Source organism: Bradyrhizobium sp. 172, assembly GCF_023101065.1.
GTDB lineage: Bacteria > Pseudomonadota > Alphaproteobacteria > Rhizobiales > Xanthobacteraceae > Bradyrhizobium > Bradyrhizobium canariense_D.
The window spans coordinates 1-13639 of record NZ_CP064701.1; the positions used below are offsets into that span (position 1 = coordinate 1).

Here is a 13639-nt window from a genome sequence, read left to right on the forward strand (position 1 = left end):
ATGAGCGTGATTGACGAACCGCAGCAAGAACAGACCGCCGCCGTCCCGCAGGGCCATCCGCGCATCCTGGCGCTGGCGAATCAGAAGGGCGGCGTGGGAAAAACAACCACGGCGATCAATCTCGGCACGGCGCTCGCTGCGATCGGCGAGCGCGTCCTGATCGTCGATCTCGATCCGCAGGGCAATGCCTCGACCGGACTCGGCATCGATCGCCGCAACCGCTCCTGCTCGACCTATGACGTTCTGATCGGCGAGGCGAGCCTGCGGGAAGCGGTGGTGTCGACGGCAGTGCCGCGGCTGCATATCGCGCCCTCGACCATGGATCTCTCCGGCCTTGAGCTCGAGCTCGGCACCACGCCGGGTCGTGCGTACAAGCTGCGCGATGCGATCAGCGCGCTCAACAACAACGTCTCGCCCGACGCCGATTACACTTACGTGCTGATCGACTGTCCGCCCTCGCTCAACTTGATCACCGTGAACGCGATGGCGGCTTCCGACGCAATCCTGGTGCCGCTCCAGTGCGAGTTCTTCGCGCTCGAAGGTCTGTCGCAATTGCTGCAGACGGTGGAGCAGGTGCGCTCGACGCTCAATCCGAGCCTGTCGATCCACGGCATCGTGCTGACCATGTTCGACTCGCGCAACAATCTCTCGAACCAGGTCGTTGCCGACGTCCGGCAGTTCATGGGCGAGAAGGTCTACAAGACCATGATCCCGCGCAACGTGCGCATCTCGGAGGCGCCGTCCTACGGCAAGCCGGTGCTCGTCTACGATCTCAAATGCGTCGGCAGCGAAGCTTATCTGCGGCTCGCCACCGAAGTGATCCAGCGCGAGCGCGAGCTGCGGACGACGCATTGAAGCGGCGTTGATGCTACGAGTTACGAGTTTCGACAATTCAGTTCTGGAGTGCAGCGTGAATCCAAGGGAGCTGGCGATGGCCGACGAAGCGCGTTCGCGACTGGGCCGGGGTCTTGCGAGTCTGATCGGTGACGTCGGCGGCGAGGCTCAGCATGTCGATCGGCCGCGCGCGCAACGCAAGGTGCCGATCGAGTTCATCAAGCCCAATCCGCGCAACCCGCGCCGCACCTTTTCGGAGAGCGAGCTCAGGGAGCTCAGCGATTCGATCAGGCAGCATGGCGTGATCCAGCCGATCGTGGTGCGCCCGGTGAAGGGTGCGCAGGACCGCTTCGAGATCATCGCCGGCGAACGGCGCTGGCGCGCCTCGCAAATGGCCGGCCTGCACGAAGTGCCGATCGTCCCCGTCGACATCAGCGACAGCGATGCGCTGGAGTTCGCGATCGTCGAGAACGTGCAACGCGAAGACCTCAACCCGATGGAAGAGGCGCTTGGGTATCACGCGCTCGCCAACGAGTTCAAACGCAGCCAGGACGACATCGCCAAAGTCGTCGGCAAGAGCCGCAGCCACATCGCCAACATGATGCGGCTGACGAAGCTTCCCGCCGAGGTGCAAACCCTGATCACGACCGGCGAGCTGACCGCGGGTCATGCCCGCGCGCTGATCGGCGTGCCTGATCCGCTCGCTGCCGCCAAGCGCATCGTCGAGGAGGGCCTCAACGTCCGCCAGGCCGAGGCGTTGGCGCATGAAGAGGGCGTGCCGGAGCGCAAGCCGCAGAAGGCGCGCACGGGGGCGAAGGAAAAGGACCCTGACACGGTCGACCTCGAAAAGCGCGTCAGCGACGCGCTCGGGCTCAAGGTCACGGTGAGCCACCGCGACCCCGGCGGCTCGGTCCAGATCAACTACCGCAACCTCGATCAGCTCGACGAGGTGATGCGGCGGCTGGCGAAGGGCGCGCTGTAGCCGCTTGGTGTCGTCCTGGCGAAAGCCAGGACCTCATGCCGATCCACACGTCATTGCGAGCGCAGCGAAGCCATCCAGAATCTTTCCGCGGAGAGATTCTGGATTGCTTCGTCGCAAGGGCTCCTCGCAATGACGAGGGGACAGTGCGGGAAGCTCAGCTCCGCCGCTTCGCGTTTGCGGCGATCGCCATCAGCGTGCGCTGGGCGATGGCGGCGGCGAGGGTGGATTGCTTGCGGGTATCGAGCGCGGCGGTCGCGAGCTGCTCGATGATGACGGCGAGCCGCGCCACGCTGAAATTGCGCAATGCGGTTTCGACCGCGGGCTTCCGCGAAAAATGCAGGCGCGGATAGCCGCTGTCGAGCACCGCGGATGCGGGCGTGCCGTCGGCGATTGCGAGCGCCGATTTGTGCAGCCACGCCGCCTGACGCTGCGCCGCGGAGATGATCACGCCGGGGTAGGTGCCGGCGATCATGGCTTTGGCAAACTCGTTCTCGACGATCTCGGGCCGGCCGGCGAAGGCGCCATCGACGATCGGATCGAGTTTCAGTTCCGACGCATCGGCGACGACAGCCATCACGTCATCCAGCGTGATCTCGCCCTTGCCATGGGCATAGAGCGTGAGCTTGCGCAGCTCGTTGCGGGAGGCCTGGCGATCGCCGCCGAGGAACGACATCAGCGCCGCGCGGGCATCTTGCGCGATGCGCAAATTGGCGATGCGGAGCTCGTCTTCCATGAGCTTGGCGAGATCGCGCTCGGTATCGGGATAGCAGGCGATCGCGACGGCCGTCTTGGCGCGTTCGCAGGCCTTGCGCAGTGGCGATTCCGGACGCAGCTCGCCGGCCTCGATCACGATGCGGCAATCCCTGACGCCCATTTCCGCCAGCGTGTCGATAGCACTGGCAAAGCTGCGCGAGCCGGCGCGCACGCGGATGGCGCGGCGGCCGCCGAACAGCGGCACCGTCATGGCCTCGTCGACGAGGCGCGACGGCTCGGCGGAGAGCTCGTCGCCATCGACCTTGACCAGCGAGAAGGGATCATTGGGATCGTCGACGGACGAGGCGATCAGCGCATCCGCGCGTTCGCGGACCAGGCCGGCGTCGGGACCATAGAGCAGGATGATCGGACGGCCCGCATCGGGGCGGGCGAGAAAGGCGTCGATCTCTTTTCCGCGCAGCGCGACCATGTTGCCTGGGACTCGTCATTCCGGGCGAACCGGGGTGACGGGATGAATTAAGTGCCCGCGGTGAAGAACGAGGCGAGTCGAGTCGTGATGTTCTCGGCGATCTCGTTGGCAGCACGATCCTCGGCATCACGTACCGCGCGGTTGCGGCTGAAACGCTGATAGGAGCCGGGCATGTCGTAGGACACGCGGGAGAACGTGGTGCCTGTCATCACCGACTTGCCGCTGACGACCTCGATCAGATTGTACTGGGCGTCGAGGCCGTAGTTTTCGCTGCTGGGCAGGCCGGTGTTGGGATCGACGATCAGCGACGTCTTGCTGCTTGCGAAGCGGATCTCGAGGCGGTGGGTTGGCGGCATGCCAGTGGCGCTGCCATAGAGCTTGAAGGCCAGCGCGTTGCGGACCTCGACGCCGACCCGGGCCTCGCGTGAGGCATTGGCTTTGGCGATCGGGGGTAGATCGACCCCCATCAGCTTCTCGCGCAGACCGGGGGTGCCGTCGGTGTGCTCGGCATACATCGGGTGGAAGCAGCCGGCCGTCATGGCCGCCAGTGCGGCGACCGCCAGCAAGCGGGCTGCGATGCGGATCCTAGCCGACAACATTCACGATCCTCTTGGGGACGATAATCACCTTGCGGACGGGTTTGCCATCCAAGGCCAGTTTTACCGCATCGAGGGCCAAAACGGCAGCCTCGATTTCCGGATTCTCGGCCGCTGTTGCAACTGTGACCTCGCCCCGCTTCTTACCGTTGACCTGGACCACCAGGGTCACACTGTCTTCAACCAGCAAATCGCGTTCGATTTGGGGCCAATTGGCCTCGGAAACCAGCCCGCTATGGCCCAGAACCTGCCAACACTCCTCGGCCAAATGCGGCATCATCGGGGAGAACAGCTGGACCAGGATCTGGCTGGCCTCCCGGATCGCCCAGGCCAAATCTGGAGCCGGCTGGCCGGGACGTTGCAAGATCTCCGCAAACGCATTGGTGAATTCGCGGATATGGGCGAGGCAGACGTTGAAGTGCAGTCGCTCGATTCCGGTGGTGACCTTGTCCAGCGCGCCATGGGCAGCCTTGCGCAAGGCGGTGGCGTCCGGGCCGAAGCTGGCCGGCCGGGCCGTCGGCGCGCCCTTGCCGGGTTCCACAGAATCGTTCACCAGCCGCCACAGCCGCTGCACGAAGCGCGAGGCGCCCTGGACGCGCTCGTCGCTCCAGATCACGTCGCGCTCGGGCGGGGAGTCCGACAGCATGAACCAGCGGGCGACGTCGGCGCCATAGGTCTCGATGATGTCGTCGGGATCGACCGTGTTCTTCTTCGACTTCGACATCTTCTCGATCGGGCCGATCTGGATGTCTTCGCCTGACGTTAGCAGCGTGGCGCGGCGGCCGTTGGCGCCGGTCTCGACCTTCACCTCGACCGGCTGGACGTAGGTGCCGTCGGCCTTCTGGTAGGTCTCGTGCACTACCATGCCCTGCGTGAACATGCCCGCGAACGGCTCGTCCAGGGCGATGTGCCCGGTCGCCTTCATCGCGCGGGTGAAGAAGCGGCTGTAGAGCAGATGCAGGATCGCGTGCTCGACGCCGCCGATATACTGGTCGACCGGCAGCATCCGGTTGGCGACCTCTGGCGTCGTCGGAGCGTTCTCGTTCCAGGGATCGGTGAAACGCGCAAAGTACCAGGACGAATCGACGAAGGTGTCCATGGTGTCAGTTTCGCGGCTAGCCTTGCCGCCGCATTGCGGACAGGTGACGTGCTTCCAGGTCGGATGATGATCGAGCGCGTTGCCCGGCTTGTCGAAGGTCGCATCGTCCGGCAGTTCGACGGGCAGATCGGCATCCGGCACCGGCACGACGTCGCATTTCGGGCAATGGATGACGGGGATCGGGCAGCCCCAATAGCGCTGGCGCGAAATGCCCCAGTCGCGCAGGCGGAAATTGACCTGGCGCTCGCCGACCGGCGCGTTGCCGCGCAGCTCGCTCTCGAGACGCTTCGCCACCTCGTCCTTGGCCTGATCGATGGTCATGCCGTCAAGGAAACGCGAATTGATCATGCGGCCGTCACCGTCATAGGCGGTATCGGTGATGACGAATGATTTCGGATCCTGGCCCTCGGGGCACACCACCGGCGTGTTGCCGAGAGCGTACTTGTTGACGAAGTCGAGGTCGCGCTGGTCGTGTGCGGGACAGCCGAAAATGGCGCCGGTGCCGTATTCCATCAGCACGAAGTTGGCGACATAGACCGGCAGCTTCCAGCTCGGATCGAACGGGTGGACCGCGCGGATGCCGGTATCGAATCCCTGCTTCTCGGCGGTGTCGATGATCTCCTGCGCCGTGCCCATCCGCTTGATCTCGCCGATGAACTCGGCAAGCTTCGGATTCTTAGCCGCGGCTGCCTGCGCCAACGGATGATCGGCCGAGATCGCCATGAACTTCGCGCCGAACAGCGTGTCGGGGCGTGTCGTAAAAATCTTCAGCTCGCTCTCGCCGGCCGGCGTCGTCGTCGCGTCGAGCGCGAAGCGGATCAGCAGGCCCTCGGACCGGCCGATCCAGTTGCGCTGCATCAGCCGCACCTTGTCGGGCCAGCGGTCCAGCGTATCCAGTGCAGACAGCAGCTCCTGCGAGTACTTCGTGATCTTGAAGACCCACTGGTTCATTTCCCGTTGCTCGACAACGGCACCCGAACGCCAGCCCTTCCCGTCGATCACCTGCTCGTTGGCGAGCACGGTCATGTCGACGGGGTCCCAGTTCACCTTGCGCTTCTCGCGCTCGGCGAGGCCTTCGCGCAGGAAGTCCAGAAACATCTTCTGCTGGTGCTTGTAATAGGAGGGATCGCAGGTCGCGATCTCGCGGCTCCAGTCCAGCGACAGTCCGATCGAACGGAGCTGCTTCTTCATCGCGGCGATGTTGGCGTAGGTCCAGGCCTTCGGTGCGACCTTGCGCTCGATCGCGGCGTTCTCGGCCGGCAGGCCGAAAGCGTCCCAGCCCATCGGGTGCAGCACGTTGAAACCCTTGGCTCGCATGAAGCGGGCCAGTACGTCGCCAAGCGTGTAATTGCGGACATGGCCGATATGGATGCGCCCCGACGGGTAGGGGAACATCTCAAGCACATAGTATTTCGGCCGCGGATCGTCGTTTTTGGAGACGAAGATCGCCTGTTGGTCCCAGGCGGCTTGCCAGCGCGGTTCGGCGTCGCGGGCGTTGTAGCGTTCGGAGGTCATGGAATCGTTGGGTTTTCGTGGATCTGGCCGTCTAAAGACGGCGGACTAGGCCATAGAAGTCCTCGGGGGGTCAATGGGTTGCCGCTGGCGGCGCGGCGCCGCAAGGCTGCTCCGCAAAAATACGGAGAGTCCTGTTCGGCTCGCCGGGCCTGGTCACCGAGAGCGAGGTCGATCGCGTCCGGGCTGCGGGTTAGCCCTCAGCCCGCCATCATCATTTCCGCCGCGCCGTTGTCGATCACCGTGATGCCATGCTCGACGACGTTGTTGCGACCGCGGTGCTTGGCGGCGTAGAGCGCGGCGTCGGCGGCTTCGATCAAATCGCCCGGACGCAAGCTCTCGTTGGGCTTGGTCGCGGCAACGCCGATCGAGACGGTGACGATCATGTGGTCGGAGGTGATGTGCGGCAGGCCCAGCTTCAGCACGGCCGCACGCGCCTGTTCGCCAATTTCGACGGCGCGCGCCACGTCGGTGTTCGGCAGCAACAGGCAGAATTCCTCGCCGCCGTAGCGGGCCGCGAAGCCCATCGTGTCGGCGGCGATGCCGGACAGCGATTCGCCGAGCCTGGTCAGGCAAGAATCGCCTTCGAGATGGCCGTAGGTGTCGTTGAACAGCTTGAAATGGTCGACGTCGATCATCAACAGCGCGAGGTCGCTGCCATATTGCTGCGCGCGCATCCATTCGAAATCGAGGCGGCTCTGGAAGCCGCGGCGGTTGGCAAGCCCCGACAACATGTCGATCGAGGCCATCACCGTGAGTCGGTCATTGCTCGCCATCAGCTCGCGTTCGCGCTGGCTGAGCTGTGCGGCCATCGCGTTGAACGCGCGGGCGAGCGGCACGAACTCGGCCGGCAGGCGATTGCGCGCGGCACGCGCCGACAGATCGCCCTCGCCCAGACGCTTGGCCATGTCGGCGAGCATCCTGATCGGCTTGATCACCAGTTTCTCGGCTGCGATCAGCGCGCCGAGCAGCACGAATACGACGACGAAACCGAGCTGGAGATAGGCGGTGCGGATGTCGCGGCTCACGGCCGCGGACACCTTGTCCTCGTCGATGCTGGCGATCAGGCGGGCATTGGTTCCGGCGATGCGGATATAGCTGACCGCGCGGCGGGAGCCGTCGGCAGCGAGGAAAGAGAGTGAACCTTCGTCCTGGTCAGACCTCAGCGCCTTGTCGGCGATCGCGGACATCAGCGGCATGTTGTCGAGCGGACGGCCGATCGCACTATGCTGGTCGGCCGGTGCCGCCAGCACGGTGCCGGTGCTGTCGACCAGCACGGCCGTGATGCCGGCGCGCCCCCCCAGATTGCTCATGACCTTCGACATCCAGTCGAGGTTGACGGTGGCGAGCACGACGGCATCCGCTACGCCGCTGAAGGCGGACACCGGGTAAACCGCCATGACGGTCGGTGTCAGCACCGGGCGCGACAGGATGAAGTCGCTCAGGACGAAGCGGCCGGTTTCCTGCGCCTGCTGGAAATACGGCCGGTCACTGAGGTCCAGGCCGACATACATGTTGTTGGTGGCGCACTGGATGCGCCCGTCCTGGCCGGCGATCAGAAGCGTGCGGATCCAGGGAAGGTTCGACGGCAGGCTCGCGCGCAGCACGTCACAGCTCTTGCTGATGCCGCCGGCGGAGGCGCGGATGAAAGCTTCCGATTTCAGGATGGTCTCGACCGACGAGATCACCTCGCGCTGCGCATCGGCGCTGTGTCTTGCAACGGTGGTGAATTCGGCTGTGGCCTGTGCGATCTGCCGTGTGCGCGTGTCTTCCAGCGATCGGATGCGTTCGAACATCAAAGGCGTCACCAGAATCACCGCGAGCAACGCAAGCCGCGCCCGGATTCCGAGAACCTGCTTGAGTTTCGCTCGTTTGCGCTTGAAACTGACGTTTGACATCTTCGCTGCCCACCCCGCGGCTAAGGTAAAGCGAGGGGTTCAAAAACTCTTTCTTGAACTCGGTAAAATTAGAACTAGCTCCGCAACAACCAGCTCCGATGCGACATCATGACTGAAGCCAACGCCGCGCCGCTAACCGGCCATTCACCAAACGCGCTCGCCGCGGTCGAAGCCGAAATCGCGCGCGCCTGCAAGGATGCGCGGCGCGAGCGTGCCTCCGTGACGCTGATCGCGGTGTCGAAAACTTTCGCCGCGGATGCAATTACCCCGGTCATCGGCGCCGGGCAGCGCGTATTCGGGGAGAATCGCGTGCAGGAGGCCAAAGGCAAGTGGCCCGCGTTAACTTCTGTTTACCCCGATATCGCGCTGCATCTGATCGGCCCGCTGCAATCCAACAAGGCGAAAGAGGCAGTCGCGCTGTTCGATGCCATCCATTCGGTCGATCGCCCGAGCATTTGCCAGGCGTTAGCCAAGGAAATCGAATCCCAGAACAAGCACCCGGAATTGTTCGTGCAGATCAATATCGGTGAGGAGCCGCAGAAGGCGGGCATCGCGCCCGGCGAGGCCGATGCTTTCATCGCGAGCTGCCGCGACACCTACGGGCTGACGATCTCGGGGTTGATGTGCATCCCGCCGGTAGACGAGCCGCCGGCGGCGCATTTCGCGCTGACCGCCAAGGTCGCCGCGCGCAATGGATTGAAGAAGCTCTCGATGGGCATGAGCGCGGATTATGCGACCGCGATCATGCTCGGCGCCACCCATGTGCGCGTGGGCAGTGCGATCTTCGGGCGCCGGTGAGAGCCGTTAGCGACGGCAGAGCGCCATACGAACTCTCGATTTCGTCATTGCGAGCACAGCGAAGCAATCCAGAGTCCCTCCGCGGAAAGATTCTGGATTGCTTCGCTGCGCTCGCAATGACGGTGGTGTATGTGGGGCCTATTCAAACCCCACTGCCACCTTCCCCAGCGCGCCAAAGTCCGCGACAAACCGATCACCCGCCTGGATCGGAAGCGGCGGATGGCACGTGCCCGTGGTCACTACCTCCCCTGCCCGCAAGATGATGCCGAGGCCACGCAGCTCGTTGGCCAGCCAGGCCAGGGCAATGCGGGGATCGCCGAGCACGTTCTTGCCGTGGCCGAGATAGCGCTGGCCGCGTAGCGTGATCTGCGGCCGCTCTTCGACGAGATCCATGGCACGCCAGTTCGCATTCGTCGCTGCGCCCAGCACGAACAGATGCGCACAGGCGTTGTCGGCGATGAGCTGCGCCTCGCCGGCGCTGGCGAAATCGGCAAAGCGCGAATCGGGAATCTCGATCGCGGGATGCAAGCTGTCCACGGCGGCGAGCACCTCGTCGACAGTATATGGCGCCGCGCGCGGCGGCAGATCGCGCCCCATGCCGAAAGCGAACTCCGGTTCGCCGACGCGCATCGCGTTGCCCTTCATCGAGGCGGTGCCGCCATCGGCGATCACGGTGTCGCTCATGATCCGACCGGCCAACGGTCCCGCGACATTGATGTGCTTCTGTCCGGACTCGCTCGTTGCCGCGATCTTCCAGCCGAACAAAGTCCCGCTGAGCGCAGCCTGCACGGCGTAAGCCTCGGTGCGGTTCTGAGGCCGCAACTCTGGCTCCAGCGCGTCAAGCTTGGTGCCGTCGCGCCAATGTTTAACCAGGACCTGCGAAGCGGCGGCGATCTGATCCTTGTCGAGCATGTGTCCTCATCCGATGATGATTTTTGTTTTTGGTCCAAGCCGCCGCAGCAATTGTCGCATCGCCGCTTCGGTCATCGAGACGCAGCCTGCGGTGGGGCCGAAATTGTCGCGGGCCAGATGCAAGAACACCGCGCTGCCCCGGCCGGCGATCCGCGGCCTCGTATTGTGGTCGATTTCGATGATGAAGTCATAGAGATGGTCGGCCCGCTTGAGCCGGTCGCCGCCCTGCCCCTGGCGGAGGCGGATTCCCTGATTGTAATGACGGTCCTTGGGATCCTCGCACCAGGCGTCCTCGCCGGTGATGATCCGGGCCGGCAGGAAGGTCTGCGGGCGGCTGTGCCGGTCGCCCCGCCACCACAATCGCCTCGGACGGAAGCTGCCCCGCGGGGTGCCGCCATCGCCCTCGCGCTTGTTCGCCAGAATGCCGCCGCGTCCGAGCGCCACCGGAATCGTCAGCGCTCCGGCGGTCAGCCAGCCCCGGCGCGGCTTCCCGGCGGCAGGCTTAACGCGGATCACCGAGAGCGGCCCGGCGCTCCGGTTCATGGTGTAACTAGCTGAAGCAGCTTTATTTTTCATGTGAACGTGCGATGTCGAATTCATTACAGGACATTCATCAAAACGGCCTGCTATTCTAGGTTAGAGTGGTTCTGGCTTGTGAATCGGTAACAGCCCACTACTTCAAGACGAACAACAATAATAACGGCGACCCCTAAACTTCCCTCTCGGCTGGGTGCAGCATGGATGCGCGCCGCGCCGGACCCCAAAAGGATGACCCCCTATGGCCAATGCCCGCAAGATCCTGATCGTGGATGACGATACCGATCTGCGCGATACGTTGGTGGAGCAATTGTCGCTGCACGAAGAATTTGAAGCCTCCGCGGTCGATACCGGCGCCAAGGGCGCGAGTGCCGCGAAGGCCAATGCCCCCGATCTCGTCCTGATGGATGTTGGCCTGCCCGACACCGATGGCCGCGAAGTGGTCCGTTCCTTACGCAAGGGCGGGTTCAAGGCTCCGATCATCATGCTCACCGGGCATGACACCGATTCCGACACGATTTTGGGGCTGGAATCCGGCGCCAACGACTATGTCGCAAAACCCTTCCGCTTCGCCGTACTGCTGGCGCGCATCCGCGCCCAGCTCCGGCAGCACGAAGCCAGCGAGGACGCAGTGTTCTCGGTCGGCCCCTACTCTTTCCGGCCCGGCTCCAAGATGCTGACCGCCGCCAATGCGCGCAAGGTCCGGCTGACGGAGAAGGAAACCGCCATCCTCCGCTTCCTCTACCGGGCCGGCCAGATGCCGGTCTCGCGCGAGACCCTGCTCCAGGAGGTCTGGGGCTACAATTCCGGCGTCACCACCCACACGCTGGAAACCCACATTTACCGGCTTCGCCAGAAGATCGAGAAGGACGCCGCGAACCCGGAAATCCTGGTCACGGAAGCCGGTGGCTACAAGCTGGTGCCGTGATACGCTTCAGGGGCGTGCGAATCGTTTTAGATTGCGTGCCCTTGAGCCCCGGACCTGAATGTCAATCGACGATGATGTAGCGCTTCTCGAGCGTGTCCCGACACTGCGCCTGTTGGGAGACGCTTCGTTGCGCATGCTGGCGATCGGCTCCGAGCAGCGTGACTTCGTCCGCGGCGACGTCTTGTTCAATCTCGGCGACGATGCCGATGCCGGCTTCGTGGTCCAGCGCGGCGCCTTCCGGGTCGACGACGGCGCCGGTGCGGAGATGATCGCAAGTCCCGGTGCGTTGATCGGCGAGCTCGCGCTGATCGTGCCGATGAAGCGGCCGTCGAGCGCGATCGCGATCGAGCACGCCTCCGTCATCCGCGTCGCGCGCAGCCTGTTTCAGCGTGTGCTCGAAAGCGACCCCGCCGCCGCCGTCCGCCTGCGCGACGAATTCGCGGTGCGCTCCAGCCAGATCGCCAGCGATATATTGATGGCGGGTGCGAAGCTGACGTCGTGATGTCGTCCTGGCGAAGGCCAGGACCCGTCATCCCAAATGTTTCTGGCTTGGTGCGATTGCCGATGTCCTCGCGCAACAACGAAGATTGGTGTAATGGGCCTGGCTTTCGCCAGAGCGACATTAAACCTCGAGCGTCACCGTCACCGGCACATGATCCGACGGACGCTCCCAGCTCCGCGCATCGCGCAAAATCTTGAAATCACTCACCGCATCTTTCAGCGCGCGCGAGACCCAGATGTGGTCGAGCCTGCGGCCGCGGTCGCCGACAGTCCAATCGGCGGAGCGGTAGCTCCACCACGTGTAGACCTTTTCCGACATCGGAATGCGATCGCGCGCGACATCGACCCATTCGCCGGCGGCGAGCGCGGCTTGCAGCTTCTCGGTTTCGATGGGCGTGTGCGACACCACTTTCAGAAGCTGCTTGTGCGACCAGACGTCATTCTCATGCGGGGCAACGTTGAGATCGCCGACCAGGATGTGGCGATCCTCGCCGCGCGGATGCAACGGCTCGCACGCCTTCATCTCGTCGAGGAAGCGGAGCTTGTGATCGAATTTCTCGTTCAGCGCGGGATCGGGAATGTCGCCGCCGGCGGGCACGTAGAAATTATGCACCACCAGGGGTTTCGCGATCCCGGCCCTCTCACCGAACGACACCGAGATGTGGCGTGAATCCACCTTGTCGCAGAAGGTGCGGATGTCCTTCGACTCGAACGGAATCTTCGAGACGATGGCGACGCCGTGATAACCCTTCTGGCCGTTCAACGCGACATGCTCGTAGCCGAGCCGCTTGAAGCGCTTCAGCGGAAAAGCGTCGTCGATGCACTTGGTCTCCTGGAGACACAGCACGTCCGGCCGCGCGCTCTTGAGAAATTTTGCGACCAGATCGATGCGCAGCCGCACCGAATTGATGTTCCAGGTTGTCAGGGAAAAACGCATGAGATTGATCTAACAAACTCCATCCGTCATGGCCGGGCTTGACCCGGCCATCCACGCCTTTTTGTAGGTCCAGATTGTAGGTCCAGAACGTGGATGCCCGGGACAAGCCCGGGCATGTCGATCATCGCAGCAGCGAGTAAGTCTCAGCCCGGCGACGGGCCGTAATTGGTAAAATCGATCTTGAACATGCCGGGATCGAGCTTCTTGCTCGTATCCAGATTATAGACCGCGATCGTGGTGTCGTAGCCCTGCGGGTCGGTGACGGTCCACTGCTTCAACTGGCCGTCCTTGGCGCCGAACATCAGCAAGAGGCGACTGGTGCCGACCAGCGCCTGCTTCTCCTCGATGGTGACGCTGACGAAGACGTCGTCGGCCGAGACGTTGACGACGTTGGTGTCCTTCATCAGGTCGATGCGGTCGGACAGCAGGAAACGCAGCGGTGTCTGTGACAGCGGATAGACGTCCTGCGTCGCGAGCTTGCGGTCGCGCACCACCAGCGACGATCCGTCGGCGACGATGTCGATCGGGCTCGGCGCGTCATATTCGAAGCGCACCTTGCCCGGCTTCTGGATGTAGAAGTCGCCTTGCGTCTTGCTGCCGTCGGGGCCGACCTGGACGAAATTCCCGACCAGCGTCGACAATGACGACAAATAGGCGCTGACCTTGGCGGCCTGGGCCTTCTGGTTCGCATCGAAGGTCTGGAAGATGCTGCTCGGCACGTTGCGGCGTGGATCCGGAATCACCGGATTGGGCGGCGTCTGGGTCGCGCCGGTGACCGCGGGCCCTCCAACGGCCGGACCGCCGTCGCGGCCCTTCGGTGCAGGCTTCGGCACGGGAACGGTCTGCGCGAACGACGCCGTGATCACCATCGCGGCGGTGACGAGAATTACGCCGGCCATGCGCGCGCTCCGCGCGGCGACAA

13 protein-coding genes are annotated in these 13639 nt (G+C 63.9%); 5 read left to right on the top strand and 8 right to left on the bottom strand.

The features are described 5' to 3' along the window. Window positions 1–855, top strand: a complete 855-nt coding sequence (locus tag IVB07_RS00005) for a ParA family protein (RefSeq protein WP_018459645.1) — start codon at window positions 1–3, stop codon at window positions 853–855. Window positions 856–931: 76 nt separating this feature from the next. Next, window positions 932–1816, top strand: coding sequence for a ParB/RepB/Spo0J family partition protein (locus IVB07_RS00010; protein ID WP_018459646.1), 885 nt, complete (start codon window positions 932–934; stop codon window positions 1814–1816). Between the two features lie 154 nt (window positions 1817–1970). Here the strand turns inward: IVB07_RS00010 and holA are convergent, their stop codons facing one another. The 4 genes from holA to IVB07_RS00030 form a co-directional block, all read right to left on the bottom strand. Continuing rightward, window positions 1971–2999 (bottom strand): DNA polymerase III subunit delta, encoded by a 1029-nt coding sequence (holA, locus tag IVB07_RS00015; RefSeq protein WP_018459647.1) that lies wholly within the window; start codon window positions 2997–2999, stop codon window positions 1971–1973. Between the two features lie 47 nt (window positions 3000–3046). After that, entirely contained in the window at window positions 3047–3598 is a 552-nt protein-coding gene (lptE, locus tag IVB07_RS00020; RefSeq protein WP_018459648.1) for an LPS assembly lipoprotein LptE, read from the bottom strand. Continuing rightward, complete coding sequence (leuS, locus tag IVB07_RS00025; protein ID WP_018459649.1) at window positions 3585–6209, bottom strand: leucine--tRNA ligase; 2625 nt, start codon at window positions 6207–6209, stop codon at window positions 3585–3587. The genes lptE and leuS overlap by 14 nt, the downstream gene beginning before the upstream one ends. A 197-nt stretch (window positions 6210–6406) precedes the next feature. Further along, a complete protein-coding gene (locus tag IVB07_RS00030) occupies window positions 6407–8104 on the bottom strand; it encodes a diguanylate cyclase (RefSeq protein ID WP_247767432.1) in 1698 nt (565 codons plus the stop codon). A gap of 108 nt (window positions 8105–8212) precedes the next feature. Between IVB07_RS00030 and IVB07_RS00035 the strand changes: the two genes are divergently transcribed. After that, window positions 8213–8902 (top strand): YggS family pyridoxal phosphate-dependent enzyme, encoded by a 690-nt coding sequence (locus IVB07_RS00035; protein WP_018459651.1) that lies wholly within the window; start codon window positions 8213–8215, stop codon window positions 8900–8902. A 138-nt stretch (window positions 8903–9040) separates the two neighbouring features. Here IVB07_RS00035 and IVB07_RS00040 read toward each other — a convergent pair whose 3' ends face one another. Together IVB07_RS00040 and IVB07_RS00045 are read right to left on the bottom strand one after the other, a co-directional pair. Beyond that, entirely contained in the window at window positions 9041–9814 is a 774-nt protein-coding gene (locus IVB07_RS00040) for a fumarylacetoacetate hydrolase family protein (protein WP_018459652.1), read from the bottom strand. A 6-nt stretch (window positions 9815–9820) separates the two neighbouring features. Continuing rightward, window positions 9821–10390, bottom strand: a complete 570-nt coding sequence (locus tag IVB07_RS00045) for a L,D-transpeptidase family protein (RefSeq protein ID WP_026233855.1) — start codon at window positions 10388–10390, stop codon at window positions 9821–9823. 202 nt (window positions 10391–10592) lie between these two features. On the opposite strand from IVB07_RS00045, the gene IVB07_RS00050 reads away from it, so the two are divergent. After that, window positions 10593–11279 (top strand): response regulator transcription factor, encoded by a 687-nt coding sequence (locus IVB07_RS00050; RefSeq protein WP_007598630.1) that lies wholly within the window; start codon window positions 10593–10595, stop codon window positions 11277–11279. Window positions 11280–11337: 58 nt separating this feature from the next. Next, window positions 11338–11781 (top strand): cyclic nucleotide-binding domain-containing protein, encoded by a 444-nt coding sequence (locus IVB07_RS00055; RefSeq protein WP_007598631.1) that lies wholly within the window; start codon window positions 11338–11340, stop codon window positions 11779–11781. A 120-nt stretch (window positions 11782–11901) separates the two neighbouring features. Here the strand turns inward: IVB07_RS00055 and xth are convergent, their stop codons facing one another. Then, the gene (xth, locus tag IVB07_RS00060; protein WP_018459654.1) at window positions 11902–12717 is read right to left on the bottom strand and encodes an exodeoxyribonuclease III; all 816 of its coding nucleotides are present in this window, start codon (window positions 12715–12717) and stop codon (window positions 11902–11904) included. Between the two features lie 143 nt (window positions 12718–12860). Further along, window positions 12861–13616, bottom strand: a complete 756-nt coding sequence (locus tag IVB07_RS00065) for an outer membrane lipoprotein carrier protein LolA (RefSeq protein WP_018459655.1) — start codon at window positions 13614–13616, stop codon at window positions 12861–12863. Window positions 13617–13639 lie beyond the last annotated feature (23 nt).

Coding starts and splice junctions, on each gene's coding strand:
- IVB07_RS00005 (WP_018459645.1), top strand. CDS start 1: ATGAGCGTGATTGACGAACCGCAGCAAGAACAGACCGCCGCCGTCCCG.
- IVB07_RS00010 (WP_018459646.1), top strand. CDS start 932: ATGGCCGACGAAGCGCGTTCGCGACTGGGCCGGGGTCTTGCGAGTCTG.
- holA (WP_018459647.1), bottom strand. CDS start 2,999: ATGGTCGCGCTGCGCGGAAAAGAGATCGACGCCTTTCTCGCCCGCCCC.
- lptE (WP_018459648.1), bottom strand. CDS start 3,598: ATGTTGTCGGCTAGGATCCGCATCGCAGCCCGCTTGCTGGCGGTCGCC.
- leuS (WP_018459649.1), bottom strand. CDS start 6,209: ATGACCTCCGAACGCTACAACGCCCGCGACGCCGAACCGCGCTGGCAA.
- IVB07_RS00030 (WP_247767432.1), bottom strand. CDS start 8,104: ATGTCAAACGTCAGTTTCAAGCGCAAACGAGCGAAACTCAAGCAGGTT.
- IVB07_RS00035 (WP_018459651.1), top strand. CDS start 8,213: ATGACTGAAGCCAACGCCGCGCCGCTAACCGGCCATTCACCAAACGCG.
- IVB07_RS00040 (WP_018459652.1), bottom strand. CDS start 9,814: ATGCTCGACAAGGATCAGATCGCCGCCGCTTCGCAGGTCCTGGTTAAA.
- IVB07_RS00045 (WP_026233855.1), bottom strand. CDS start 10,390: ATGAAAAATAAAGCTGCTTCAGCTAGTTACACCATGAACCGGAGCGCC.
- IVB07_RS00050 (WP_007598630.1), top strand. CDS start 10,593: ATGGCCAATGCCCGCAAGATCCTGATCGTGGATGACGATACCGATCTG.
- IVB07_RS00055 (WP_007598631.1), top strand. CDS start 11,338: ATGTCAATCGACGATGATGTAGCGCTTCTCGAGCGTGTCCCGACACTG.
- xth (WP_018459654.1), bottom strand. CDS start 12,717: ATGCGTTTTTCCCTGACAACCTGGAACATCAATTCGGTGCGGCTGCGC.
- IVB07_RS00065 (WP_018459655.1), bottom strand. CDS start 13,616: ATGGCCGGCGTAATTCTCGTCACCGCCGCGATGGTGATCACGGCGTCG.